This window comes from Sneathiella sp. (assembly GCF_036960985.1).
In the GTDB taxonomy this organism is placed as follows: Bacteria; Pseudomonadota; Alphaproteobacteria; order Sneathiellales; family Sneathiellaceae; genus Sneathiella.
In genome coordinates this window covers 12,539-35,113 of sequence record NZ_JBALWD010000034.1, presented here as the reverse complement: position 1 = coordinate 35,113, position 22,575 = coordinate 12,539, and the positions used below count along the sequence as shown (strand labels likewise).

The following is a 22,575-nucleotide window of genomic DNA, read 5'->3' as shown; positions in this document are numbered from 1 at the left end:
ATTAATAGATGATTTCGAACCGGGAATTGGCTAGTTTGGGCAAACGCGGGCGTAGCTCAATGGCAGAGCAGAAGCTTCCCAAGCTTACGACGAGGGTTCGATTCTCTTCGCCCGCTCCAAAACTTCCCCATAGATATAGTCTGTTTATTAGGCCGCTGTTTTTTTGGCAGGTCTTGACTCTCGCCATGTATCTGTTGTTCGACTTCGTCTTTTTTTGTATTTTAACTCGCCCATTTTGACTTATGTGGTGCTGTCCTCAGCGTGATCTGGGAAACGTGAAATGCTGGAAGGAGGTATTCCTCCTCCCAGCTTCGGTGAAATTACTGGTTCATTTCATTTTCGATCGAATCGAGCTGTTTGAGAGCTTTTTGCGCTAGATCGAGCGAATTTTGTTGGACACTCTTCACCTCTACATTTTGTGTCCTTGTATCATCTGCAATCAGTTTTTTGAGTGTTTCGATCTTTTCATTGGTCATCGCCAGGGCCATTGTAAGATACGCGCTGGTTTTCTGTTGCTTTTCATTAAAAGCCTGTTGGACCGTCTGGTTTTCATCGACAGAATCTAGAAGCGATTCTAGTCCTAAGGTTCGGTGCATATTGAGGACTATGTAATCGGCAATCGCCCACAAATGCTCGTATCTGTGCATAAAGCTACGAGTTTCCTTTTCGAGCCGATCATAAATTTCCTGAGCTTCCGGGTCCAGCCTATTCAGTACTCTTGCATCATTTATCCTCTGTTCAGCGGCAAAGAGCAATTCTTTGGTAATTTTCATGACAGCAAAGGAGTTCGCGGTCATGGTTAGATAGTTCTTGGCAGAACTAAGACTGAAAATATTGGTTTCCAACTTATCAGGCCCATCCAGTGAGAGCTCTATATAAAGGAAATTCTCGTATATAGATTCCCGCATTTCCTGAGACAGATCATACTGTTTCAAATCAGACAAAACACGCAGCAGGTCCTTTTGTTTGATGCCGCCGATATCACATCCTAATGCGAGAAGTATTTCGCAGGCGCGAGCCTGTCCAAGGAGTGCTATGTGAGCAAAGTAACCTCCAAGGCGCAATCCGTGATGGGGCTTTCTGCCTGTGGCGAAATACAATATTAGGGCGAGTAGTTTGGCATTCGGAATCTTGTGGGACACAATAGCGCCAGGTGTGCCATCACTCAGATAGTTGTCTTTTCCGTCTTTCGTGAAATTCATCAGATTAATAGCCTGGATAACCGGTTGTTTTTCAACGGGTAGTTCCTCGATGGGTAACTTGGTATCAAATTTGTAAAAATTATCTGGCGTAACCCCAGGTTCCATTTTGTCGAGTTCTTCCAGGGTCTCTGGAAAAACAATCTTAGGTCTGTTCATGGATTGAAATACCGCGGGATTGGTCACTTGTTCAGTCGGAATTTTAACAAGTTTGTTATCAACATATAAGTGGGTGGGCAAACCGATCTCAGCGCCAAAGTAGCCGTCTTCGCCCGTCAAGAGTTTGAATTTAACAACGGCGGAAGAATGCGGTGATTGGACATGAAGTATTTTTACTTCTTTTGACGTCATGTCTATTTTAAACTTCCTGATCGGCGCTGGCAAGATAGTATCCATGTAATCTGACACGTTTTTTTCGACAACGTCTTTAGTTGCCAGCTGTTCCGCATTAAGCGGGCTTTGCCCCTTAAACTTGAGTAGAAAATTCAAGTCGTTAAATTTTATCCCTGCACCGAAGCCGACATAATACTGCAATACCGAGCTAAACTCACCAGCTTCATCGGCAACTAGATTTTTAAGCGATTTCATAAAATCAAGATTTCTATAAACTTCGCTTTCAAGTGAATAGGTCAGTATATTTCTGATGATCCCGCCAACAAAGCCGAAGGGGTCTGAAAATTCCGGTGGCCAGGTGATTGAAGTTGGAGCGTCGGGGGACTGCCCGCCCACATTCTCAATAGGTGAAATAACGGGATACTTTATTGTGGGCCTTTTTACCTGTTCATTGATATCAATAATATCGTCAATTTCACCGCCGGCTTCTTCAATGCGCTTGCTAGTAAGGTTATCTTGTTCCGGCGTCATATCTAATTCTTTACATATACTTTTATAGTATTCTTCAAATTCCAGGGCCGGCATATTACACCCCAGCCGATCTCCTTTTAGACCTGAAAATTTCTTTTGTGTCATGTCATAGGCTGGAATAGTTGTTACTTTATAAGTTCGGGACTGATGGTTAAATAGGCGACCTAGGCCGGTAGTGGTTGTTAAGAACCGCTGCATTTTACTATTCAACGAGCTGTAGTTTGATGTTAAAAATCGTGATGACATCTGTATTTCCTTTTTTTCGCGCTTGCGATCTAAATTGAGTAAACATAATTTTTTAGATGAATTTTCCTTAGCCCTTTTCTCGAGCCACAAGTATTTCGTCAATCTGCCAGCCCGGTGACCTGACAGTTGGCTTCTTTCGGTTTTGTGCTTGAGTAAAAAAGGGTCGAACCTGGCTGCATTAGCCGTTTCGTATAACTAGGACGGGCTTTTTCATTGTTTGTGATATCTATTTGTGTCCTTCGTCAGCGATTGATGGACAGAATGTTGACATTTATTGATTAACCTGAAAATCAATTCGTTAGAAACCCAGTCAGGAAAAATAGCATCGTCCTCGAGGGCTCTTGGGGAAGGAAAACCCGACCCCGGCGATACCCTGGAAGGCCAAGTATTTATAAGATGCGAAGGTTTGTCTGTTTCAGATCCAGATTGGGAACCGGATCCAACCAGTTAACTTTTCCTTTGGCCGGAATGATACTTGTTTCACGTGAAACAATTACATCTAATATACCCGTATACAGAGCAATACAGAGAGATCGTGAAACTCGTTGAAAGCGATATTATTTATCAATGCCCGCTGATGAGGACAATTAGGCCGCCAACCATTCCGCTTTGTGGCCGCCGAGTGCGCAGGAGGGGCCACCCCAATTCGGCTGAGTTTCCGAGTAGCCGATGACGGGCCCCAAATGCCGAAGAGACCCGTAGCTTGTCTCACTCTGCATTTGCAATGGGGAGATTTCAGTGGCGTCCAGCCCCATGCCGTCGCGGGGATAATCGATCCGGCCCTGTCGTTGTAGAAGCATGGCCGACTGACATAGGGACACTTTCACATGATAGCTGCCGCCTTCTTCTGCCCGCCGTGCAAGGGCGAGTAAGGTGCCATAAGCCCCAAGATAACCGGTGGAATAATCGCAGATGTAAACTGGTAAGAGCTCTGGAAAATCTGCGTTTTCATGGCTCAAACCAGTAATGGTCTGGGCGATCTGTTCCCAGCCTCCCCGATCACTGAGCGGGCCACCTGACCCATAACAGTTTATGGAGGTGTATATGAGCCCCGGGCGATGGGCTGCAAGTTCTTCCGGACCGAAGCCACGGGCTTCCAAAACACCCGGTCGGTAGCCTTGCGAAAATACATCGCCTTCCCGGACCAATTGCTTAAGCTGAGCCGCCTCTTCCTTGTTGCCAATGTCAAGAAAGCAACTTCGTTTGCCATGGGACAAATCGATGACGAATTTCTTGATTTGAGGCGTATGGCGGGCGGCAACCATCAAGACATCCGCACCATATTCGCCGAGGGTGCGCGCGGCGACCGGTCCGGCAAGAATTCGGGTCAGATCCAGCACCCGAACACCGGCGAGTGGCGGTCCGGCTTGTGGGAAGGGTTCAGGGTCACTCTCGCCAATTTTTTCTATTTCCACGACCGCTTGTGCCGCCATGGCTTTTCCATGGGGATGGGCCATCCATTCATCTCGCGTCCGTACGATACCGCCGCAAGCGTTGGCGGCGGCAATGGTTTGATCCAACTCCTCCGCGTCCCATTTTGCCACAGCTTTGCAGATGGACTGCGTATCGAAATCGCAATCGAGAATACCGAGAACGGTTTCTTTAAGATGCTTTATTCCGAAATGCGGCATGAATAGCCGCCCATCTTTAGTGGGATACGGAATAATAGTACCGTAGGCTGCTTTTGCAGCGGGCGAGTCTTCCATCGCGTGGTAGGTCCCGTCCGGCTGTTGAAATTCGAGGTAATTGCTACTGCTGACAGCGGCGGCTGCGTGGCGGACATCGACGGAAACCTGCTGCCGTCGGCCGGTTTTCATTTGCCAGATATCGGAGACGGCGACACCGTTTGCGGCCAAAATAGAGGCGGCCATTTCTGCCACTTTGAAGCGGGTGGAGAAGACCGGATCATTTCCGGTGATCACAGCATTGGGGTCTTCAGATCTATCTCGGATCTGCATGAGTTCCTGGAAAGCATTGTTCATTATTTTTGGATCCAAGTTTATGAGTGTGCAATGTCATCCTACCGCATCGCACGCGTTGGGACAATAAGACGGCGGTGTATTATGACATTCCATAAACAATCAGTGCTTGTAGCCCCAGATATACCGCAAGGGCAATTAAAAATAAATTCAGGGTGCGGTCGGCCGCCTTGCCCATTTCCTTGAATTTTTTGGCAAATAATATCCTGGCAATGAATAGGACGATAAACGCAACGGAAAGTAACTTCAGGATCATTCTGCTATTTGGCCTTCTGGCTGGATACTAGATGTGTCGGCAAGAACGGGACTATCGATCACGGCAATATCGTCGCCACCGTTGGATTTGACAATATACATCTGATCATCCGCGAATTCGACTAATGTTTGCCAGTCATTTGAATTTGAGGATTGCATCTCGGCAATGCCATAGCTCGCCGTCAAAAAACTACCATCAGGGCGTTTTCCTAATCCAATATTGCGTAACCGGCGAACTGTTTTTAGGGCACCGGCAGCATTTGTATTTGGTAGAATAATCAAAAATTCTTCGCCGCCCCAGCGGATAAGGACGTCGGATCCGCGTCCATTTCGTGCAATATGTTTTGCTGCAGCGCGCAGGACTTTATCCCCCGATTCATGACCATATTTATCATTGATGGCTTTAAAATTGTCCAGATCCACAAAGACAACGGATAAACAGGCTGTCTCCCGCTGTGCTATTCGAAATTGGACATCGATAATTTCTTCACCGCTATTTCGGCTATAACATTGCGTCAGTGTATCTATGGAAGCCTGATCGACGAGAGAGGCCATATAGAGCAGTTGGCTAATCGCCGAAAAAGCACAGAGCACGCCAGCTGCAATGAGTGATAGGAGAATGCCGAGGCGCTGATGAGGGTCGCTATGCTCCGGCAGTATAATCAAGATCAGCATCTCGACGATATAGAACAAAACCAGCGTTAAAAAGGCTTCCTTGACTGTAAACGGGAAGACCCCGATGCAGACAACAATAAGGAACGGGAAGAGGACATAGCCCGCTGACGGGATGCCGGCGATAGCTGAGATATCCCGTAGATCCAGCAAGGGTTGATACATTGCTTGAAAAGTCAGGAGGATGGCAAAAAATATACCAACGGCTCTATAAGCATCGCGAAGGGTTTCACCATTTCCGATGCCGAAGAACAGCGCTAGAAATAAAAACGCTATGAGCGCCCGGCTTAAACCCAAGATAAGGAGCGTATCTCCGGTAAAGGCCAACAGATCCAGGACAAAACCAACTGGAAACGCAATAAAGCACAAAAGCGACAGCAGTCGGATGCGCGAAACGATAACCCGGGCGCGGCGTCGTTTTAAGAGCGGCGAATGCGATGTGCCATAAACAAGGCGGTCCAGCTCCGTAGTGGGTGATGACGTATCCGTATTATCGGATATGATATTTTGTACAAAACGCAGCAAGATTGCCGTCCCCCCGTCAGGCGATTCGCAAATTATGTTATTATATACATAGCAAGAAACTTCAACCAGAGGCAGGGATTTCGCGCTTTATCAATTCCAAAACATAAAATTAAATGTTGCGGTCCCGATTTATGAAGTTTTCCATCATGGTTTTTGGCTCGGTCGTGTCGTAAGAATGGGCAAAAGTTTCAATGCCGATCTGAATACTACTGGCCAGAGGGTTGTTTTCCCAATCATTGCAGAGCTGTTTTTGCAACGCGACGGCGTGCCGGCCACCGGCAAGAATTTCGTCAATGACTATTTGAATTTCGTCGTCAAGGCTGGTTGCTTTCGCCAAGCGTTGGACGAAGCCCGCCACATGGGCTTCTTCGGCCGACAACATTCTGCCCGTCATGACAAGGTCACGAGCGAGTCCCACTCCCAATATTTTGGGAAGAAGGGCGGCATCAATCACGGACGGTATACCAACCCTGACTTCCGGCATGGCAAACGCCGCATGCGGACAGGCAACAACCATATCGCATGCCGCCGCTATTTCCATACCGGCACCGAGAGCGAGGCCATTTACGCGCGCAATGACAGGCGCGTGAAGATATCGAATTTTGTGACAGACATGATGTAGGTTGGTGATAAAGGTACGAGCTGATTCTGTGTTCAGAGTCGACATTTCCTTTATATCGGCGCCGCCGATGAAGACCTTTTCGCCAGCTCCCGTTAAAATGACAAGGGCAATATCCGGGTTTGCATCGAGCTGACTTAGGGTTGCGTTAAATTCACCGATCGCCGCAGAATTGAGTGTGTTTGCCTTCCGCTGATTGTCGACTGTGATATGCGCAATGGTTCCGTTTGACGTCTCTTCTAATGTCGTGTGAATCAAATTCACCATTGTTTTCTCCAATATTATTATTAGTTTTACATCTGTGGGTCAGATCATCTATAGCCAGTCGTGACAAATTTTCTTTTCCAGGTCACGCTAAACAGAGAAATTAGATATGTTTATTCAAACGAAACCCGGCGAAACTGCAACAGAGTTGGAATTTTTCCCTGGCAAACCCGTGTTTGGAAATGGTCCGTTAGAAATTGATCGGGCAACGGCCGGGAAAACTTCTCCACTTGCGCAAAAAATATTTTCCATTGACGGTGTTTCTCAGGTGGTTTTGAATGCCGAAAGCGTAACAGTTTCAAAATCGTCTGACGCGGATTGGTCTTCGTTGAGAACCGAAATATTTGGCGCTATCGTCAATCATTTTGAAACAGGAGAGCCCGCAATGCTTGAAGCAGAAAATGAAGCAGGTGAGTTTGACGCGGAAATAATAGAGCAAGTTAAGGATCTTCTGACCACAAGAATTGTGCCTGCCGTAACCCAGTCTGGCGGAGATATCGCGTTCCATAGCTTCAAAAACGGAAATCTCTATTTGAAATTGCAAGGTTCTGCGTTTTCAATGCTGACCGGTATTCAGAACATGCTGCGCCATTATGTTCCCGAGATCCAGACCGTTCTCGATCACCGTGAAGCATTGCCACGCCCCGGTCTGGATAGCGCCGACGGCATTGCCATCAGAGATTTGCTTGAAGAAAAAATCAATCCATCCATCGCCGCACATGGGGGACGAATTTCACTCGTCGATCTAAAAGAAAACATAGCCTATGTCCGTCTGGATGGTGGATGTCAGGGCTGCGGCATGGCGGATGTCACATTGAAGCAAGGTGTCGCCGTCGAAATTCAGAAGCTGGTACCCCGGATAACGGAAATTCTGGATATTACGGAGCATGCTGACGGCAGTAATCCTTATTATCAGCCTGGAAAATAGGAAATCCGGATGACAGGAGACAAAACGCTTCTTCTGCTCATACCAACAACGTCTTACCAGACGCGAAATTTTATGCGGGCGGCAACAAAGTTGAGTGCCAATGTCGTCGTAGGCACGGATGCAGCCAACATTCTAAAATCACCGGATGATCATCTGCTGCAAATAGATTTGATGAATGTCGCCGCAAGCGTTTCCATAATTAAAGAAGCTGCCAGATCGCGACCTTTCCATGCCATCATCGGAGTGGATGATCTGACCACCTTAATAGCAGCGACTGCATCGCAGGAACTGGGTCTTTCTCATAATCCCGTTGAAGCCGTAAATACGTGCAACAATAAATACGATTTTCGGCGAAAATTAGAAGTCGGCAATTTGTGGTCAAAATCTTTCTATCGAATTGACCGCGATAAGGATTTGGCTTGGCAAGGTCGGAAGCTACCTTATCCAATGGTATTGAAGCCTCTCTCTTTGTCAGGAAGCCGGGGAGTTATTCGTGTAAATAACGATAACGAATATGGTGTTGCGATTGACCGAATTTGTAAGATTTTGGATAGAAAGGATATACCCGTCGCCGCTGATTTACGCAGATTTATTCTTGCAGAAGAATATATACCCGGAGAAGAAATAGCTGTTGAGGCGGTAATCGCCGACGATACTTTAAAAATTCTGGCTATTTTTGACAAGCCCGATCCGCTGGAAGGCCCGTATTTTGAAGAAACGATTTATGTAACGCCATCACATCATTCGCCGGCTATGATACAAGCTCTGCAGGAAGTCCTCACAGACATTGCTCGTGTCCTTGGTATTCGCCAAGGACCTATTCATGCAGAATTTCGGATCAATGAAACAGGCATTTATGTAATTGAAATTTCGCCGCGTTCCATCGGCGGTCTTTGCGGAAGGCTGCTTGAAACGGGCTTGGGTATGAACATAGAAGAGCTTATTGTTCGTCTTTCTTTGGATGAAAAGCAACCGGATCTACCTGTCGTCGATACAGCACAAGCGGTGATGATGATTCCTATTCCGGCGGCGGGCACTTTTCTGGGTTTAAACGGTGTGAGGGACGCTAAAGAAGTTGAATTTGTGACGGACGTGGTAATTTCTATACCCGTTGGCCAGGAAATCGTCCCGTTACCAGAGGGAAATCAGTATCTCGGATTTATTTTTGCAGAAGGATCCGATTTAACAACAGTTGAAACAGCCGTACGATCAGCACATCAAAAACTTCGATTTGATATTGGTGAGAAAAGAGATACGGCGCCTTAACCCAAATGATATATTTTGACGCTGTCAATCCGGCCTCTGAGATTATGATCGCCAATTTCTGAGGCCGTGAATTCTTTTCCGGCAGCGGTAAATGTTGCGTCCGTAATAAGCGTGAAAACTGTTTCAGACACATCTTTTGAGACAGTTTTTCCGAGTTGCTCCATACGCTGAGCAATATTGACCGTATCGCCAACAACCGTGTAATTCATTCGTCCTTTAGAACCGATGTTGCCAACGACTAACTGTCCTGTATGAATGCCAATGCGCATCCTGACCGGTTCGAGGCCGGCGTCTGTTCGATCTTTGTTGTCTGCTATAATAGCTTTGCGGATCTCAATTGCCGCGCGGCACGCGCGGGCCGCATGATCTTCCTGTTGCTCAGGTGCTCCCCAGAATGCCATAACCGCATCCCCGATAAATTTGTCAATCGTACCGCCTTCAGCTTCAATACACGAAGTGACGATTTTGAAATGATGATTGAGAAAATTTGCAACTTCATCAGAGTTCATGTTCTCTGCTTGCGGCGTGAAGCCGACAATGTCGGTAAACATGACAGTAATATCGCGTTGTTCAGAACGCGCCTCGCCAGTTTCCATCAGTTTTCTGACGAGGGATTTCGGCACGTAGGTTTCAAACCAAATTAAGCCGCGGATCATGGTGTTATAGGCATCACTCGCTTCATTCACTTCCTTGAAGCGGCTGCCGGCTAGAGTGCCGACATTATCAAATTCAAGTTTGGAGATTTTTTGCGACGCTGAAGAAAGCGCTAAAATTGGCTGGGCAATTTTGCGCCCTATAAAGAAGGCCATAAGCGCACTGAGGATCATAATAACTAATCCAACTAATCCTGCAATTGTCAATCGTTTGATTTCCGCAGCGGCTTCGTCGTCCGGTAACCAATAACCAACAATCAAATCCTTGTCCGAATATCCTTCCAAAGTACTGTGGAAAAACAAATAGCCTTCATTTGAAATATTGAGGTGATGTGCCTGATAGTTCATTTGATTGTTAATAAGAGATAAAGGCTCTTTTTCAGGTGACCAGATATACTTCAAAATGGGGTCATCTATTTCATCTAAAGTCGGGACAGCGCCGTCTTTGGAAATATGAGTTTGGCTGCGATTACCATCTTGCTGTATCAAAACGCGATCTCGACCGTAGAGCACAAATCGTGTTCCGCCTTTTGTAACTTCAACAGTTTGCAGTTTTTTATTTACCGCGGACACCGGGATTGTCGCAATAATCGCACCGATAAACTTACCGTCCTTGATGACGGGTTGCCGAAAATTCAGCACTGTGTCATCGAGTTGTGGAACATAGAATAAAGCCCCCCATTCGCCGACTTGCTTTTCTGATATTTCCCTGAATATTTTCTTGCCGACGGGATCACCTGAGGCATTCATATTGATAATCCGGCGGGCCTCGCGGCTGGCAGCCGTTACATCATAATTAGGTGCAATAAACGTCAGTGATGCAACTTGAGGCGTACCGGCTAGGGCTCCCAGCAAGAACTCAGAAAGTTCTTCATTATTTTCGACATCTATGTCGCCGGCATATATGAGGTCGGCAATATATCTGGCCTGCTCCTCGGCCGGATTCAGTAAATCCGTCAAGTCCCCCCGCGCGGCATCCATCGCGGCATTCGCTTTGTCGATCAGCAAGTCGCGCGTGTTGGCAAACCCGGATACTAAGCTGATCCCTAAAACGACTAGAACGGCGAAAACAACGAGGGAGCCAAAACTTAATGCGAGTGCGGAAGCAATTGGAATTGAGCGAAAAAATTTGCGAGATGACGCGGAAATGCTTGTTCTCCTTGAATTTTCTGCTTTCAGATAGCACGCGAAAGCCGAGTTTACAAAGATTTATCGACCTATTGGAAAAAAAGCGATAGAGCGATATACTATGAGCATGAACTCACTTGTTGCGTTTGAGGTCGTTTTGACGGCCAGTTGTATGATTTCACTTTACCTTGCCCGGCAGGCCTTTTTTCCGGTGAGCCTTTTTTGGGCTTTTGGGGCGGCAACTTTTGGCGTGACAGCAGCCTTGGGTGCTTTTAAATTTGCAGGGTTTGTGGAGGTCGAAACATATCACGCGACGGCCAAGTATTTTGCCGGCTCAGTTGGATTAATCTGTTTTGCTCTCGGGGCACTTGGCGGCTTGTTTTCAAATATTGTTATGCGATTTTGGTGGGGGATCATATTTGGATTAATCGTCGCCTTGACAATTGTTTTGTTGTTAGGGCACTGGCGGATCACACCGGATATGCAGAAGATTGTGGTTGGGGTAATCTTTTTAATCGGACTGATCCGGTTGATATCTTCAAGTGTTTTAGCCTTATACTTGATTATCGGATCGGCTTGTTTGGTTTTGTCTGCGGTTGCTGTCAAGTGGATCGCTCTCAACACTGGTCTTGACGCAACAAATATCTACCATATTCTAATATCATTTGCGGTCGTATCCTTTGGCGTTTCAGCCTCAAGAGATGATGGTGAGTGAGTCAACAGAATTTGCTTGGCTCAATTGCAACTCTCCAAATTTTTGCTATAACCTACCTTCTGAAATTACGCAGTGGATGATTGCATCTGTGGCGTTATGGAGATGAATTGCAATGGTAGAGAATACTTCAGTAAAATCAAAAAAGGATTTATTCGTCGTTTTCGGCGGTAAAGTTATGGACACCAGAGGAAAAGATTTTGCGGATACGGAGAATCTTGATGTTCGCGGATTTTACCAGAATTACGAAGATGCTCTCGCGTCCTGGCGTGCGGCAAGCCATTTGAATGTGGATGATGCGTTTACGAAATATGTCATCGTTCGTTTGTGGTAATAGCAATCGTTAGGTGATCACTAGAAATTTATGTTCATGCAGCAAAGTGATTTTGCATAGTATATGTTTGTCACGTATTGTTTGAATACAATCAAATAAAGAAAAGGATCCATCGTGCGTAATTTTTATGAAGCAGGTCGGTCAGTAACTTATGGTGTCAATGGCGCGGTTGCATCGTCAAGCACGCATTCTTCACAAGTTGCGTTATCAATATTGAAGTCGGGCGGAAATGCGATGGACGCCTCGATTGCTGCCTGCGCCGTCCAATGTGTTGTTGACCCAATGCAAACAGGTATTGGCGGCGATTGTTTCGCGCTGGTGTCGATGGGTGGAAATAGCGCAATTGAAGGACTGAATGGATCGGGAAAAGCGCCGGGGGCTCTCACGGCAGATTTCCTCATGGGGCAGGGGTTCACTAATATGGATCCAAACAGCCCTCATTCAGTTACCGTCCCTGGTGCTATTGATGCCTGGTCGCGGTTACATGAGAAGTTTGGAAGCATGGAGTTCGCGGACATACTCCAACCCGCCATCGATTTTGCTGAAAATGGCTTTGTTGTTACTCAGAGAACTTCTGTTGATTGGGAACTTGGAGTTTCCAAACTTCTCCAGAACCAAGCAGCCAGTGATATTTATCTGAAGAATGGTAAGGCACCGGCAGCAGGAACAATTTGGAAATTACCAAAACTCGCGGCAACGCTCAAAACAATTGCCAAAAAAGGACGGGCTGCCTTTTATGAAGGTGAACTGGCTGAGCAGATGGTTGCGAGTTTGAGAGCGGCGGGCGGCGTCCACCAAGAAGAAGATTTTTCATCGGTTTCTGCTGATTTTGTTGGATCGATTACCTCAGAGTATCAAGGAAACAAGATTCACCAAATTCCACCAAGTGGCCAGGGTATCATTGCCCTGATTATGCTGAATATTCTCAAGAAGTATGATTTGTCTGGACTAGATCCAAATGGATCGCAGCGCTTGCATCTGGAAGCAGAAGCGGCACGATTAGCTTATCTGGCACGTGATAAATTTGTTGCGGATCCAACGAAAGCGGATGTGCCACTGGATATGTTGCTTTCAGATGAATTTGCCGACCAGCTAAATTCGCATATTGATGTAGGTAAAGCAGGGGATCCCACCGGGGCCTATGCGATGGAACGGCATCGCGACACGATTTACGCGTCTGTCGTGGACGGAAACGGGAATGCTGTCTCCTTTATCAATTCCTTGTACATGGGATTTGGTTCTGGAATTGCGTGCCCGGACACCGGGGTTTTGTTCCAAAATCGCGGATTTGGTTTTGTTGTGGATCCAGATCATCCAAATTGCGTGGCACCGGGAAAACGCCCACTGCATACCATTATTCCCGGAATGGTAACGCGCGGGAATCAGGCCACGATATGCTATGGCGTCATGGGCGGCGGATACCAACCCGTCGGGCATTCTCACGTTCTTACAAATATTTGGGATTTCGGCATGGATCCGCAGGAGGCTATCGATAGCCCGCGCGCCTTCTACAATGCGGGTGTTTTGGAAGTTGAAGAAGGGATACCTGCCAGCGTTCGCCAAGAGTTGTCAGATATGGGGTATGAATTGCGGGACACGGCCATGCCACTTGGTGGCGGTCAAATTATAACGATAGATCCAGAAACCGGCGTCCTGTCTGCAGGTTCTGAATCTCGCAAAGACGGCTGTGCGTTAGCCTACTAACCGTCTTCACGTGAACCCAGGTTTCTATTCTGCGACCGACTTGCCTGCGGAGCCCAGTTCTTGGCAGGCTTGCTCGACGCGTTCCGCCATGGACACTTCGCATACTCTTAGCCATGCCCTAGGATCATAATGTTTCTTGAACGGTGTTCCGTTTTCCGGATCGATCTGATATTTGAAGGCTTTGGAGTGCTCTTCCAGATAAGGTCCTGCCGCTTTTGAAAACGCAAACTGTGTATCGGTATCCACGTTCATTTTGAACACCCCGTAACCGACGGCTTCTCGAATTTCTTCCGGGCTGGAACCAGACCCTCCATGGAAAACAAAATCCAGTGGCTTTGGATCCGTTCCGTAGGTTTCCTGAACATGAACTTGTGATTTGTCGAGAATTTCAGGTCGTAACTGAACATTTCCGGGTTTGTAAACACCGTGTACATTGCCAAAAGCCGCGGCAACGGAGAAGTGCCCTATTGGTGACAGACGCTGGTACGCCTGGAGAACTTCGGAGGGTTGTGTGTAGAGTTTGTTGTTGTCAACCAGATCAACATCTGTGCCGACCCCATCTTCTTCACCGCCCGTAACTCCGAGCTCGATTTCCAAGCTCATATCGATTTTTGCAAGCCGTTTAAGAATTCTTTCGCAATCATCCAGATTGTCTTCGACCGTTTCTTCGGAAAGGTCCAGCATGTGCGACGAAAACAAAGGGCGGCCAGTTGCTGCAAATTCTTCTTCACTGGCTTCAATCATGCCTTCAACCCAGGGAATAAGACCCTTGTTGGCATGGTCGGTATGTAAGATGACGCAAATACCATATTCCTTCGCCACTGTATGGACGTGCCGCGCGGCAGAGATTGCGCCGATAATTCGGGCCCGGTTTGTGTCTTTAATGCCCTTGCCGGCAAAGAACTGAGCGCCACCATTCGAAAGCTGAACAATCAGATCTGATTTACTGTTGGCAGCGCCTTCCATAGCGGCATTCACAGTATTCGTTCCGGTTATGTTAATCGCGGGCAAGGCATAGCCTTGGGTTTTGCAATTGCGAACGAGAGCGAGATAATCTTTTCCGGTTACGACACCTGCTTTTAATTTGGTGGTTTCCTGTTGCACGATTTTTTTCCTTCTTGGCTTCACCTATTTTGATCTTGAACGGTAATTTGATCAATAATGATTTACATATCTTTTACATTCGCTCGGGCACGTCAATCCCGAGTATATTCAGAACAAGCTCGATTTGACGCAGTGCAATGGTACATAACTTGAGGCGAGAAGCCCGTATTTCAGTATCCTGCTCTCCAAGCACATGGCAATCGTGATAAAATGCATTAAATTCCTGCGTTAGATTATATACATGATCGCATAAAATATTGGGCGCATTTTTCTCTGTGGCTGCTGTGACTGTCTCTTGTAGACCCGCGAGCGCTAACATCAAATTTCGTTCTGCATCAGCGGTCGCTATCAGGCGCCCATCGGAATATCCTTGCTCGGTCGCGCGCCGTAACATGGATTTAATGCGAACTGCGGCATACATCTGATAGGGGCCTGTGCGGCCTTCGAATTTTGTAAAACGCTCTAGATCGAAAACATAATTGGACATGCGCTGATTTGACAGGTCTGCGTATTTTATGGCGGCGAGTCCAACCTTCTGCGAAATATCATCGAGTTCAGCCTCATCAAACCGCTCTGACATGCCGGTTTCTGCGACCACTTTTCGAGCTTCACTAATTGCATCTTCGATGAGCGCGCGAAGTCGTACAACGCCGCCATCCCGTGTTTTAAGCGGCTTGCCATCTTTGCCGTTTACCGTACCAAAGCCGATATGTTCCAGATGGCACTCTGATCTGACGCTTTTACATTTTATCGCGGCGCGGAATACCTGCTCAAAATGAAGGCTCTGGCGTGCATCTACGACATAAAGGATTTGATCGGGATCTCGGTCCTCAACACGTTGTTCAATGGTCGCCAAATCAGTAGTGCCATACATCACGGCACCATCGGATTTTTGCAAGATTAATGGAGGCATTTCTTTTTTGTCTGTCTCTTTTTTGACCTGAACGACAATCGCACCCTCGGAAAGCTCCGAATAGCCTCCGGCTTGCAAACGCTCTAGCATCAGCGGAATATGTTCATTGGTATCCGCCTCTCCTTTCCATTCTGTGAAATGAGCACCAAGAAGATCAAAATCTTTTCTGGTCTCGGCGATGGAAATATTTCTCATATGCTGCCACAGGGCGCGATAACCAGCTCGGCCTTTTTGCAGTTCGAATGTTGCTTCCCGGGCGCTTTCAAGGAACGCAGGATCAGATTTGCTGCGGGCTGAGGCAGCAGGATATAAAACTTGAAGCTCTTCACCTGAAACAGGAGACTGTTCTGGGTAAGGACCAGAAAAAGCGGAATCGAAATAGATAAGACTCGGCTCAGTCTGTTCAATTTCCTTGATCAGCAACCCCATGGGCAGCCCCCAGTCGCCAAAATGAACGTCGCTGATAATTTCGTTGCCTAGAAATTCGTGTAGCCGCCGCAGGCTCTCGCCAATGATGGTTGCCCGTAAGTGACCTACATGCATGGCTTTCGCCACATTTGGTCCGCCGAAATCAATGATTACTTTTTGAGGGTCATGATTTTGTCGACATCCAAAGAAAGGGTCTTCCGCAAGTTCCGTAAGATGCCCAGTCAAGAAGTCGTCGTTTAAGCGCAAATTGATAAAACCGGGACCTGCGAGCGACAAATCCCTAAAAAGCCTAGTTTGTTCAAGCTGAGTGACAATTTGCTCCGCTATTTCTCGAGGGTTCCTTTTAGCCTGCTTGGCGGCGCCAAGCGCGCCATTACATTGAAATTGGCCCAATTCGCGTCGCTGTGAGACGACGACCTTACCAAAGGAGGGATCGAGATCAAGAGCCGTAAAGGCTTGCCCGGCAAGATCGCTAAGTTGCGTAAGTAGGGATGTCGTCACAGTCGTGTCAGCCTTTTTTTAGTTTGCATCTTGTATATACGTTGGGGCGCATCTATTTACGCAACGTATGCTGCGGCTCTGTCTAATGGAAAAAAGGATAACGGCCAAGGGATTTGGGACTTTTACTACGCAAAAATTGATTTAATCCAAAAATTTACATGCAACTCTTGACTCTTTCACACGCATTGCCTACATCCATATTGAATTTTGTTAGCACTCGTTAGATGTGAGTGCTAATGCAGTCGTAAACCCATTTATTATTCGAAACTTAGGGAGAAGCTTGATGACATTTCGTCCGTTGCACGATCGAGTATTGATCAAACGCATTGAAGCTGAAGAAAAAACAGCTGGCGGTATTATTCTAGTAGACAGTGCTCAGGAAAAGCCATCACAAGGCGAAGTTCTTGCAGTTGGTAATGGTTCTATTGCAGAAGACGGAACTGTACGCCCACTTGACGTTGGTGTTGGCGACACCGTTGTTTTCGGCAAATGGTCCGGAACAGAAATCAAGGTCGACGGCGAAGACGTCTTGATCATGAAAGAATCAGACATCATGGGCGTAATGGCCTAACCAATCCGAATAAATTGAGGAATTAAAAACATGGCAAAAGAAGTCAAGTTCAGTACAGACGCCCGCAATCGTATGCTGAAAGGCGTTAATATCCTGGCTGATGCTGTTAAAGTGACGCTCGGCCCAAAAGGTCGTAACGTTGTAATCGACAAATCTTTCGGCGCACCGCGCATCACAAAAGATGGTGTTACTGTTGCGAAGGAAATCGAACTCGAAGACAAGTTCGAAAACATGGGCGCGCAGATGGTTCGTGAAGTAGCGTCTAAAACAAACGACGTTGCCGGTGATGGTACGACGACGGCAACATTACTTGCACAGTCTATTGTTCAGGAAGGCCTGAAAGCTGTTGCTGCAACAATGAACCCAATGGATCTTAAGCGCGGTATCGATCTTGCTGTTGGTACAGCGATCGAAAGCATTAAAGCTTCTGCAAAACCAGTTGCTGGTCAGGAAGAAATTGCGCAGGTCGGTACGATCTCAGCAAATGGTGAAGTTGAAATTGGCAACATCATTTCTGAAGCTATGCAGCGTGTCGGCAACGAAGGCGTTATTACTGTTGAAGAAGCTAAAGGTCTTGATACAGAGCTGGACGTCGTCGAAGGTATGCAGTTCGATCGCGGATATCTGTCCCCTTACTTCGTGACAAATGCAGAAAAAATGGTTGCCGAAATGGACAACCCTTACATCCTGCTTCACGAAAAGAAATTGACCAACCTTCAGCCAATGTTGCCACTGCTGGAAGCTGTTGTTCAAGCCGGTAAGCCTCTGTTGATCATTGCTGAAGACATCGAAGGCGAAGCTCTTGCAACTTTGGTTGTCAACAAACTTCGCGGTGGTCTTAAGATTGCTGCTGTTAAAGCTCCTGGTTTTGGCGATCGTCGTAAAGCAATGCTTGAAGACATCGCGATCCTTACTGGTGGCCAGATGATTTCTGAAGAAATCGGTATCAAACTCGAAAATGTTGGTCTTGATATGCTTGGAACGGCGAAATCCGTTACAATCACGAAAGAAGAAACAACAATCGTTGACGGTGCTGGCGAGAAAGCTGACATCGAAGGCCGCTGTAACCAGATACGTGCGCAGTCCGAAGAAACTACTTCCGACTATGACCGTGAAAAACTTCAAGAACGCCTTGCCAAGCTTGCCGGCGGTGTTGCTGTCATCAAAGTTGGCGGCGCAACTGAAGTAGAAGTGAAAGAACGCAAAGATCGCGTTGATGATGCCCTGCATGCAACACGGGCTGCGGTTGAAGAAGGTATTGTTGCCGGTGGCGGTGTTGCTCTTCTTTACGCGACACGCGCTCTTGACGGTCTAGTGGGTGAAAACGAAGACCAGAATGTCGGTATTAAAATTATTCGCCGTGCGCTTGAGGCACCATGTCGCCAGATCGCTGAAAATGCGGGTTCTGACGGTGCGGTTGTTGTTGGAAAATTGCTTGAGCAAGACAGTAACTCGTTCGGTTTCAACGCGCAGTCCGGTAAGTACACAGACCTGACAGCGGACGGTGTTGTTGATCCGGCCAAAGTTGTTCGTCACGCACTGGAAGATGCAGCATCTATTGCCAGCCTGTTGATTACAACAGAAGCAATGATTGCGGACGCTCCTGCCAAAGATGGCGGCGGCGCACCTGCTATGCCTGACATGGGCGGCATGGGCGGCGGTATGGGTGGTATGGGCTTCTAAGCCAACCAACTTACTAAGTCAAAAAATTGGGCCATCCTTCCGGGTGGCCCTTTTTTTGCTTAAGGTTTATGAGGTTTTAAACTTTAACGTGGTCAGGGAATCGGATCTTCTACTTCCAATGGCCAAACTATTTCAAACTTTTCGAAAACGGTTTCCATATGGTCATGCATCTCGAAACCTTCAGCGTGGCATTGTAATGTAAAATACGCCCGATGGGTAGACAGCCAGAAATCCAAACTTCTGTCGCCTTCGCCTTCAGCCCAAGCGAAAATTTCGTCAACTTCATTAAATGGTTTCACAGTCACATCTGTCGTGCGCCAGATACAATTGGGGGCGCTGCTCCCGTCCAGCACAACAACATAGTCTCCCACTTTCGGTAGCGGCACGTCTTGGCCTGAATAATCTGTGAGTAGGGACGCCGTTGCTCGCTTCTTGCCTGATAGAACAAGTGCTAGCAGTGTTTCCGCCAGTGCCTTTGTGTTTCCAAAAGTGACAACGGCATAGTCATGGCCTTCGATGCCGGTCGCTGTAACAAAAGTTGACCAATACTTTTCTGTTAAATTTGATTTATTCTGATCCACGTTAAGCTGTCTCGCGCAAAATGATGCAATTGTTAAATATGGTCAAATATCTGAATAAAGTTATTTGCAGGCATAGGGATGGCTATCAGATGCGTCAGTCCGTTCTTTTTGGCTTCTGCAACGACGGCCCCCTGATCCCGAATACCATAATCAGCGTTTTCCGCCCGTAACCATACATCAAAGTCTTTATTTGTTGCTGCCGTATGTTGGCCTTCTACTTTAAAGGGACCATAGATAAACAGTCGCCCTCCTTTTTCAAGAGTACGTCCGGTTCCGGCCATTAGACCTTCACACACACGCCAAGGCGAAATATGAATCGTATTTACGTTGAAAACGGCTGTAACAGGCCTGGCTGGATAGCCCGCGGATTCTATCGGCCAGACAGAAGCTGTTGCGTCAAGTTTTAGTGGTGGGAGCAAATTTCCGGAGGGCAAATGGGCAATCCAGTCGATAACACTATCGAGCTGAGTATCCTCATAATTCGTTGCCTGCCAATTAAGGTTTGGAAACTGAGGGGCGAAATGAACAGCATGTTCACCTGACCCGCTGGCAATTTCCAAAACAGTTCCTGATGTTGGAAGATGTGTCTTTAACACGTCTAAAATTGGATCACGATTTCGCATGGCGGAAGCGGAATATTGGCGTCTATCCATCAGTTTGATTTATCCTTGCCCGGCTTCCTGTGCTTTTTATGCTTTTGAAAACCTTCGTTGAAGAATTTTGCTCGTTGATCTGCCGGCAAAGCGTTGGCGAATTCAAGCAATGAGACCCTCAGCATTTCTTCAATTTGCATACGTTTGGCAAGCATATCGCTATACGCCATATTTACGGCCTCTTCGTCCAAATTTTCTGCACCCAGCAATTCGGCGAGTTGCCGGCGGGATTGTCCATAATCCTTGAAATACGGACGTAAGGTTTCACGCCGAGCCTTCCAAATTTTCCGAACATTTTCTTGTGGTTCTTGTTCGAGTACAGACATGGCCGCGCGATGATTGAAAAGCGGTCCGCCGGATCGTGCATTAGTGGCGCCATACCCCAGCCATTGTGCCGTGATAAAACCACCAACAATGACGTTGACCGCCAACGAAACAATAAGAGCAATTGAAAGGATCTTTGGCCTAGATATTGCCATTTTCATACTCCAGGTCGAACAATGTGTCATTGAAAACGGGTTCATCAATTGGGGAATTACTATAGCCATTGAGCAGGTTTGGGCTCGCAACTCCCAGCATAACTCCAACGAAAGCAGCCATTGCCAAACCAGATGCCGGTTGCCAAATAGAACCAAAAGGCCAAAGCGTCTGAAAAATAGATCCGCGGTTCAGATTCTGTGCGTCGATCAAGACACGTGTTAGTAACGTTGAAGGCGCCTGAAGTGTTGGATCACTGGAAGCCAATGTAAGATCAAATTTTTCTTCTTGGCGCAACAAACTCCTGGCCACGTCTGACGTGAGAAGTAGTTTTTCCATCAAAGCAAGATCATTGTCGGGCCAACGTTGCCGGGCCGCGCCATACGTGTCCAACACAGATTTAAAATGATTAAGTTCTGCAGACTGTTTTTCTTTCATCACATAACTCCGTCTCTTAGCCTGCGTGCGGGCAGTAATAGATCTTTCAATTTACGCCTCCCTCGTGCCAACAACGATTCCAGGGCATCGACTGATAATTCCATTATGTCCGCAGCTTCTATATTTCCACATTCCTCAAAATATACCAAAGAAATAGCGATACGTTGTCGAGGCGGCAGTTTTTGAAGCGCTTCAGTTACTTTATCGTCGATTTGCTGTTGCTCCAACTTCTCAATTACTCCCAATGCAGGATCCGCAATATCCGGCACTTCATCGTCGCTAAATCTCTTCTGCTTTCGCAATTGGTCTACACATAAGTTGTGAGTAACCCGATGTAGCCACGTGCGTATTTGTGCCTTCGCCTGCCAATCTGGTGCTTGTTTCCAGAGCTTCATAAACGCTTCCTGCGCCATATCTTCGGCTAAACTGGTATCGCCAAGTATGCGAACGGCCAGTCGATAAGATATGCTCAAATAGGTATCCGCTACCTCGCGACAGGCCTTTTGATCGCCGGCAGCAACCGCCCGCATGAGAGCAGCATCTTTTTTAATCTCGTTCAGATTCTGCATCTTTACCTAACAGGCTGATCGGAAAACACCGGATTTGTCCTTCACAACTAGACATTATACGGACATATGCCCCGAAATCCGTCGAAATTTCAGGGCATATTTTCAAACTTAAAAAATGAAAGAAAATGGCGACTAGGCGGATGCCTTAGATGCTTCTCCGTTTTTGTGCGGTTCAGGTTTTTGTACGACATCCTTTTCAATATCGGCGAGAAGATTGGGCTGTTCTTTGCCGACTTTTTTCAAAGATCCGCCAATTTCTCCGCCTGGCTCAATTTCGATCTCGCCATAGCTTATATTTCCAGTGACATGACCGGTTTTGCGAATAATGAGCCGCTTGCGGGCCTTCATTGTTCCATCGAATTTGCCGGAAATATCGGCCGTATCAATATCGACTGTGCCAATAAACACGCCGCTTTTACTGATCTCGATTTCCTTACTATCCATTGAGGCTTCTACTTTTCCCTCAACAATTAACCGGTCGCAAGCCGTGATCTCGCCTTTTAGATGGATGTCGGCACCGACATGTAAGCGGCTGCCTTGCTTTTTTTCTTCAGGAGGTTGTCCGTAAACAGGTGTCTTTGGGCGAAGCGCATTGTCAACGCCATAGGTTCTGCCGCCTGCATTATTTGTCATCGGTTTCACTCTGCTTTCACTCGGGTTTTCTTGTGGAAGGGAAGCCTCGGCTTCAGTTTCGGGGGCGTCGGTGAGTTTTGTTTTTTTCTGAAACATGCTTGGCGTCCTATGTTGGATAAATATGATAGGTCAGTTTGGGCATAGAATAATGGCCGACATGCGAATTTTATTTGTCAAAAATGAGGCAATCGATCCAAAATTTACTTTTCAGCCGTATCGCCTTATAATTGGCCATTGAATGTTGTTATAAACCTTTCTCAACGGTAGTACATATGAATACTCGCAAAGCCGTCGGAATGGCGATCTTAATCTTTCTTTTGGTGATTTACTGTCTTGCTTGCATGCTGATTGCGGTGCAATTTTTACCGGATAGTAAAATAGCAGAACTGATCTATTACCCAATCGTTGGCGTTATCTGGATCTTCCCCGCGATGAAAATCGTTAAATGGATGCAGCCGCCGGAACCCCAATGAAAAAGCCGGATCGAGAGGGGGATCGATCCGGCTAAAATTGCTTTTCGTTGGGAGAGGGGGACTGTCCCAAAGATCAGCAAAAGTTTTGCGTCTGTACTAATCTATACACCCTATGTGGTGTCAAATTCGTTAATGTCCAGTGATCTCGATCACTCTTTTTCATCAACATTATGTTACTCTCACGAAAACTAGCGGATCAGTT

22 protein-coding genes and 1 tRNA gene are annotated in these 22,575 nt (G+C 46.9%); 9 read left to right on the top strand and 14 right to left on the bottom strand.

The window, feature by feature from the left end:
* The first annotated feature begins 45 nt into the window (after nucleotides 1-45).
* Nucleotides 46-119: transfer RNA gene (locus V7723_RS16430), tRNA-Gly, on the top strand.
* A gap of 201 nt (nucleotides 120-320) precedes the next feature.
* Here the strand turns inward: V7723_RS16430 and V7723_RS16425 are convergent.
* The 5 genes from V7723_RS16425 to V7723_RS16405 form a co-directional block, all read right to left on the bottom strand.
* Entirely contained in the window at nucleotides 321-2,309 is a 1,989-nt protein-coding gene (locus V7723_RS16425; RefSeq protein WP_335685575.1) for a hypothetical protein, read from the bottom strand.
* A gap of 587 nt (nucleotides 2,310-2,896) precedes the next feature.
* Complete coding sequence (locus V7723_RS16420; RefSeq protein WP_335685574.1) at nucleotides 2,897-4,291, bottom strand: CoA transferase; 1,395 nt, start codon at nucleotides 4,289-4,291, stop codon at nucleotides 2,897-2,899.
* Nucleotides 4,292-4,370: 79 nt separating this feature from the next.
* Nucleotides 4,371-4,544 carry a hypothetical protein gene (locus tag V7723_RS16415; protein ID WP_335685573.1) on the bottom strand — a complete coding sequence of 58 codons (174 nt, stop codon included), beginning with the start codon at nucleotides 4,542-4,544 and terminating at the stop codon, nucleotides 4,371-4,373.
* Nucleotides 4,541-5,740, bottom strand: a complete 1,200-nt coding sequence (locus tag V7723_RS16410; protein ID WP_335685572.1) for a GGDEF domain-containing protein — start codon at nucleotides 5,738-5,740, stop codon at nucleotides 4,541-4,543. Before V7723_RS16410 ends, V7723_RS16415 begins: the two co-directional genes overlap by 4 nt.
* A 109-nt stretch (nucleotides 5,741-5,849) precedes the next feature.
* On the bottom strand, nucleotides 5,850-6,626 hold the full coding sequence (locus tag V7723_RS16405; RefSeq protein ID WP_335685571.1) for an enoyl-CoA hydratase-related protein: 777 nt from the start codon (nucleotides 6,624-6,626) through the stop codon (nucleotides 5,850-5,852).
* Nucleotides 6,627-6,732: 106 nt separating this feature from the next.
* Here V7723_RS16405 and V7723_RS16400 point away from each other — a divergent pair, with 106 nt between their 5' ends.
* Both V7723_RS16400 and V7723_RS16395 read left to right on the top strand, forming a co-directional pair.
* Nucleotides 6,733-7,551 carry a NifU family protein gene (locus V7723_RS16400; protein WP_335685570.1) on the top strand — a complete coding sequence of 273 codons (819 nt, stop codon included), beginning with the start codon at nucleotides 6,733-6,735 and terminating at the stop codon, nucleotides 7,549-7,551.
* A 9-nt stretch (nucleotides 7,552-7,560) separates the two neighbouring features.
* Nucleotides 7,561-8,817: an ATP-grasp domain-containing protein gene (locus tag V7723_RS16395; protein WP_335685569.1), complete on the top strand. Its 1,257-nt coding sequence runs from the start codon at nucleotides 7,561-7,563 to the stop codon at nucleotides 8,815-8,817.
* On the opposite strand, the gene V7723_RS16390 is transcribed toward V7723_RS16395, so the two are convergent.
* On the bottom strand, nucleotides 8,814-10,478 hold the full coding sequence (locus V7723_RS16390; RefSeq protein WP_335685568.1) for an adenylate/guanylate cyclase domain-containing protein: 1,665 nt from the start codon (nucleotides 10,476-10,478) through the stop codon (nucleotides 8,814-8,816). The genes V7723_RS16395 and V7723_RS16390 overlap by 4 nt on opposite strands.
* 241 nt (nucleotides 10,479-10,719) lie before the next feature.
* On the opposite strand from V7723_RS16390, the gene V7723_RS16385 reads away from it, so the two are divergent.
* From V7723_RS16385 to ggt, 3 genes are all read left to right on the top strand, one after another.
* Nucleotides 10,720-11,313 (top strand): hypothetical protein, encoded by a 594-nt coding sequence (locus tag V7723_RS16385; protein WP_335685567.1) that lies wholly within the window; start codon nucleotides 10,720-10,722, stop codon nucleotides 11,311-11,313.
* 112 nt (nucleotides 11,314-11,425) lie between these two features.
* Nucleotides 11,426-11,644, top strand: a complete 219-nt coding sequence (locus V7723_RS16380; protein ID WP_335685566.1) for a DUF4170 domain-containing protein — start codon at nucleotides 11,426-11,428, stop codon at nucleotides 11,642-11,644.
* A 114-nt stretch (nucleotides 11,645-11,758) separates the two neighbouring features.
* A complete protein-coding gene (gene ggt, locus V7723_RS16375) occupies nucleotides 11,759-13,348 on the top strand; it encodes a gamma-glutamyltransferase (RefSeq protein WP_335685565.1) in 1,590 nt (529 codons plus the stop codon).
* Nucleotides 13,349-13,372: 24 nt separating this feature from the next.
* On the opposite strand, the gene fbaA is transcribed toward ggt, so the two are convergent.
* Together fbaA and argS are read right to left on the bottom strand one after the other, a co-directional pair.
* A complete protein-coding gene (gene fbaA, locus V7723_RS16370) occupies nucleotides 13,373-14,452 on the bottom strand; it encodes a class II fructose-bisphosphate aldolase (RefSeq protein ID WP_335685564.1) in 1,080 nt (359 codons plus the stop codon).
* Nucleotides 14,453-14,525: 73 nt separating this feature from the next.
* Nucleotides 14,526-16,295: an arginine--tRNA ligase gene (argS, locus tag V7723_RS16365; RefSeq protein ID WP_335685563.1), complete on the bottom strand. Its 1,770-nt coding sequence runs from the start codon at nucleotides 16,293-16,295 to the stop codon at nucleotides 14,526-14,528.
* A gap of 283 nt (nucleotides 16,296-16,578) precedes the next feature.
* On the opposite strand from argS, the gene V7723_RS16360 reads away from it, so the two are divergent.
* Together V7723_RS16360 and groL are read left to right on the top strand one after the other, a co-directional pair.
* Nucleotides 16,579-16,866, top strand: a complete 288-nt coding sequence (locus V7723_RS16360) for a co-chaperone GroES (protein ID WP_335685562.1) — start codon at nucleotides 16,579-16,581, stop codon at nucleotides 16,864-16,866.
* Between the two features lie 30 nt (nucleotides 16,867-16,896).
* On the top strand, nucleotides 16,897-18,549 hold the full coding sequence (gene groL, locus V7723_RS16355) for a chaperonin GroEL (protein ID WP_335685561.1): 1,653 nt from the start codon (nucleotides 16,897-16,899) through the stop codon (nucleotides 18,547-18,549).
* Nucleotides 18,550-18,641: 92 nt separating this feature from the next.
* On the opposite strand, the gene V7723_RS16350 is transcribed toward groL, so the two are convergent.
* The 6 genes from V7723_RS16350 to V7723_RS16325 all read right to left on the bottom strand — a co-directional run bounded on the left by V7723_RS16350 (nucleotide 18,642) and on the right by V7723_RS16325 (nucleotide 21,996).
* Nucleotides 18,642-19,130, bottom strand: a complete 489-nt coding sequence (locus V7723_RS16350; RefSeq protein WP_335685560.1) for an ASCH domain-containing protein — start codon at nucleotides 19,128-19,130, stop codon at nucleotides 18,642-18,644.
* Nucleotides 19,131-19,162: 32 nt separating this feature from the next.
* Nucleotides 19,163-19,783 carry a DUF938 domain-containing protein gene (locus V7723_RS16345; protein ID WP_335685559.1) on the bottom strand — a complete coding sequence of 207 codons (621 nt, stop codon included), beginning with the start codon at nucleotides 19,781-19,783 and terminating at the stop codon, nucleotides 19,163-19,165.
* Entirely contained in the window at nucleotides 19,783-20,262 is a 480-nt protein-coding gene (locus V7723_RS16340; protein WP_335685558.1) for a periplasmic heavy metal sensor, read from the bottom strand. Before V7723_RS16340 ends, V7723_RS16345 begins: the two co-directional genes overlap by 1 nt.
* Nucleotides 20,249-20,698 carry a hypothetical protein gene (locus V7723_RS16335; protein WP_335685557.1) on the bottom strand — a complete coding sequence of 150 codons (450 nt, stop codon included), beginning with the start codon at nucleotides 20,696-20,698 and terminating at the stop codon, nucleotides 20,249-20,251. Before V7723_RS16335 ends, V7723_RS16340 begins: the two co-directional genes overlap by 14 nt.
* Nucleotides 20,698-21,267 (bottom strand): RNA polymerase sigma factor, encoded by a 570-nt coding sequence (locus V7723_RS16330; RefSeq protein WP_335685556.1) that lies wholly within the window; start codon nucleotides 21,265-21,267, stop codon nucleotides 20,698-20,700. The genes V7723_RS16335 and V7723_RS16330 overlap by 1 nt, the downstream gene beginning before the upstream one ends.
* Before the next feature lie 132 nt (nucleotides 21,268-21,399).
* Complete coding sequence (locus V7723_RS16325; protein WP_335685555.1) at nucleotides 21,400-21,996, bottom strand: bactofilin family protein; 597 nt, start codon at nucleotides 21,994-21,996, stop codon at nucleotides 21,400-21,402.
* 176 nt (nucleotides 21,997-22,172) lie between these two features.
* On the opposite strand from V7723_RS16325, the gene V7723_RS16320 reads away from it, so the two are divergent.
* The gene (locus tag V7723_RS16320) at nucleotides 22,173-22,373 is read left to right on the top strand and encodes a DUF2842 domain-containing protein (protein ID WP_335685554.1); all 201 of its coding nucleotides are present in this window, start codon (nucleotides 22,173-22,175) and stop codon (nucleotides 22,371-22,373) included.
* Nucleotides 22,374-22,575 lie beyond the last annotated feature (202 nt).

What these genes read in the sequence shown, in the direction of transcription:
- V7723_RS16425 (WP_335685575.1), bottom strand. Translation starts at nt 2,309, where the DNA reads ATGTCATCACGATTTTTAACATCAAACTACAGCTCGTTGAATAGTAAA.
- V7723_RS16420 (WP_335685574.1), bottom strand. Translation starts at nt 4,291, where the DNA reads ATGAACAATGCTTTCCAGGAACTCATGCAGATCCGAGATAGATCTGAA.
- V7723_RS16415 (WP_335685573.1), bottom strand. Translation starts at nt 4,544, where the DNA reads ATGATCCTGAAGTTACTTTCCGTTGCGTTTATCGTCCTATTCATTGCC.
- V7723_RS16405 (WP_335685571.1), bottom strand. Translation starts at nt 6,626, where the DNA reads ATGGTGAATTTGATTCACACGACATTAGAAGAGACGTCAAACGGAACC.
- V7723_RS16400 (WP_335685570.1), top strand. Translation starts at nt 6,733, where the DNA reads ATGTTTATTCAAACGAAACCCGGCGAAACTGCAACAGAGTTGGAATTT.
- V7723_RS16395 (WP_335685569.1), top strand. Translation starts at nt 7,561, where the DNA reads ATGACAGGAGACAAAACGCTTCTTCTGCTCATACCAACAACGTCTTAC.
- V7723_RS16385 (WP_335685567.1), top strand. Translation starts at nt 10,720, where the DNA reads ATGAGCATGAACTCACTTGTTGCGTTTGAGGTCGTTTTGACGGCCAGT.
- V7723_RS16380 (WP_335685566.1), top strand. Translation starts at nt 11,426, where the DNA reads ATGGTAGAGAATACTTCAGTAAAATCAAAAAAGGATTTATTCGTCGTT.
- V7723_RS16360 (WP_335685562.1), top strand. Translation starts at nt 16,579, where the DNA reads ATGACATTTCGTCCGTTGCACGATCGAGTATTGATCAAACGCATTGAA.
- groL (WP_335685561.1), top strand. Translation starts at nt 16,897, where the DNA reads ATGGCAAAAGAAGTCAAGTTCAGTACAGACGCCCGCAATCGTATGCTG.
- V7723_RS16345 (WP_335685559.1), bottom strand. Translation starts at nt 19,783, where the DNA reads ATGGATAGACGCCAATATTCCGCTTCCGCCATGCGAAATCGTGATCCA.
- V7723_RS16340 (WP_335685558.1), bottom strand. Translation starts at nt 20,262, where the DNA reads ATGGCAATATCTAGGCCAAAGATCCTTTCAATTGCTCTTATTGTTTCG.
- V7723_RS16335 (WP_335685557.1), bottom strand. Translation starts at nt 20,698, where the DNA reads ATGAAAGAAAAACAGTCTGCAGAACTTAATCATTTTAAATCTGTGTTG.
- V7723_RS16330 (WP_335685556.1), bottom strand. Translation starts at nt 21,267, where the DNA reads ATGCAGAATCTGAACGAGATTAAAAAAGATGCTGCTCTCATGCGGGCG.
- V7723_RS16325 (WP_335685555.1), bottom strand. Translation starts at nt 21,996, where the DNA reads ATGTTTCAGAAAAAAACAAAACTCACCGACGCCCCCGAAACTGAAGCC.
- V7723_RS16320 (WP_335685554.1), top strand. Translation starts at nt 22,173, where the DNA reads ATGAATACTCGCAAAGCCGTCGGAATGGCGATCTTAATCTTTCTTTTG.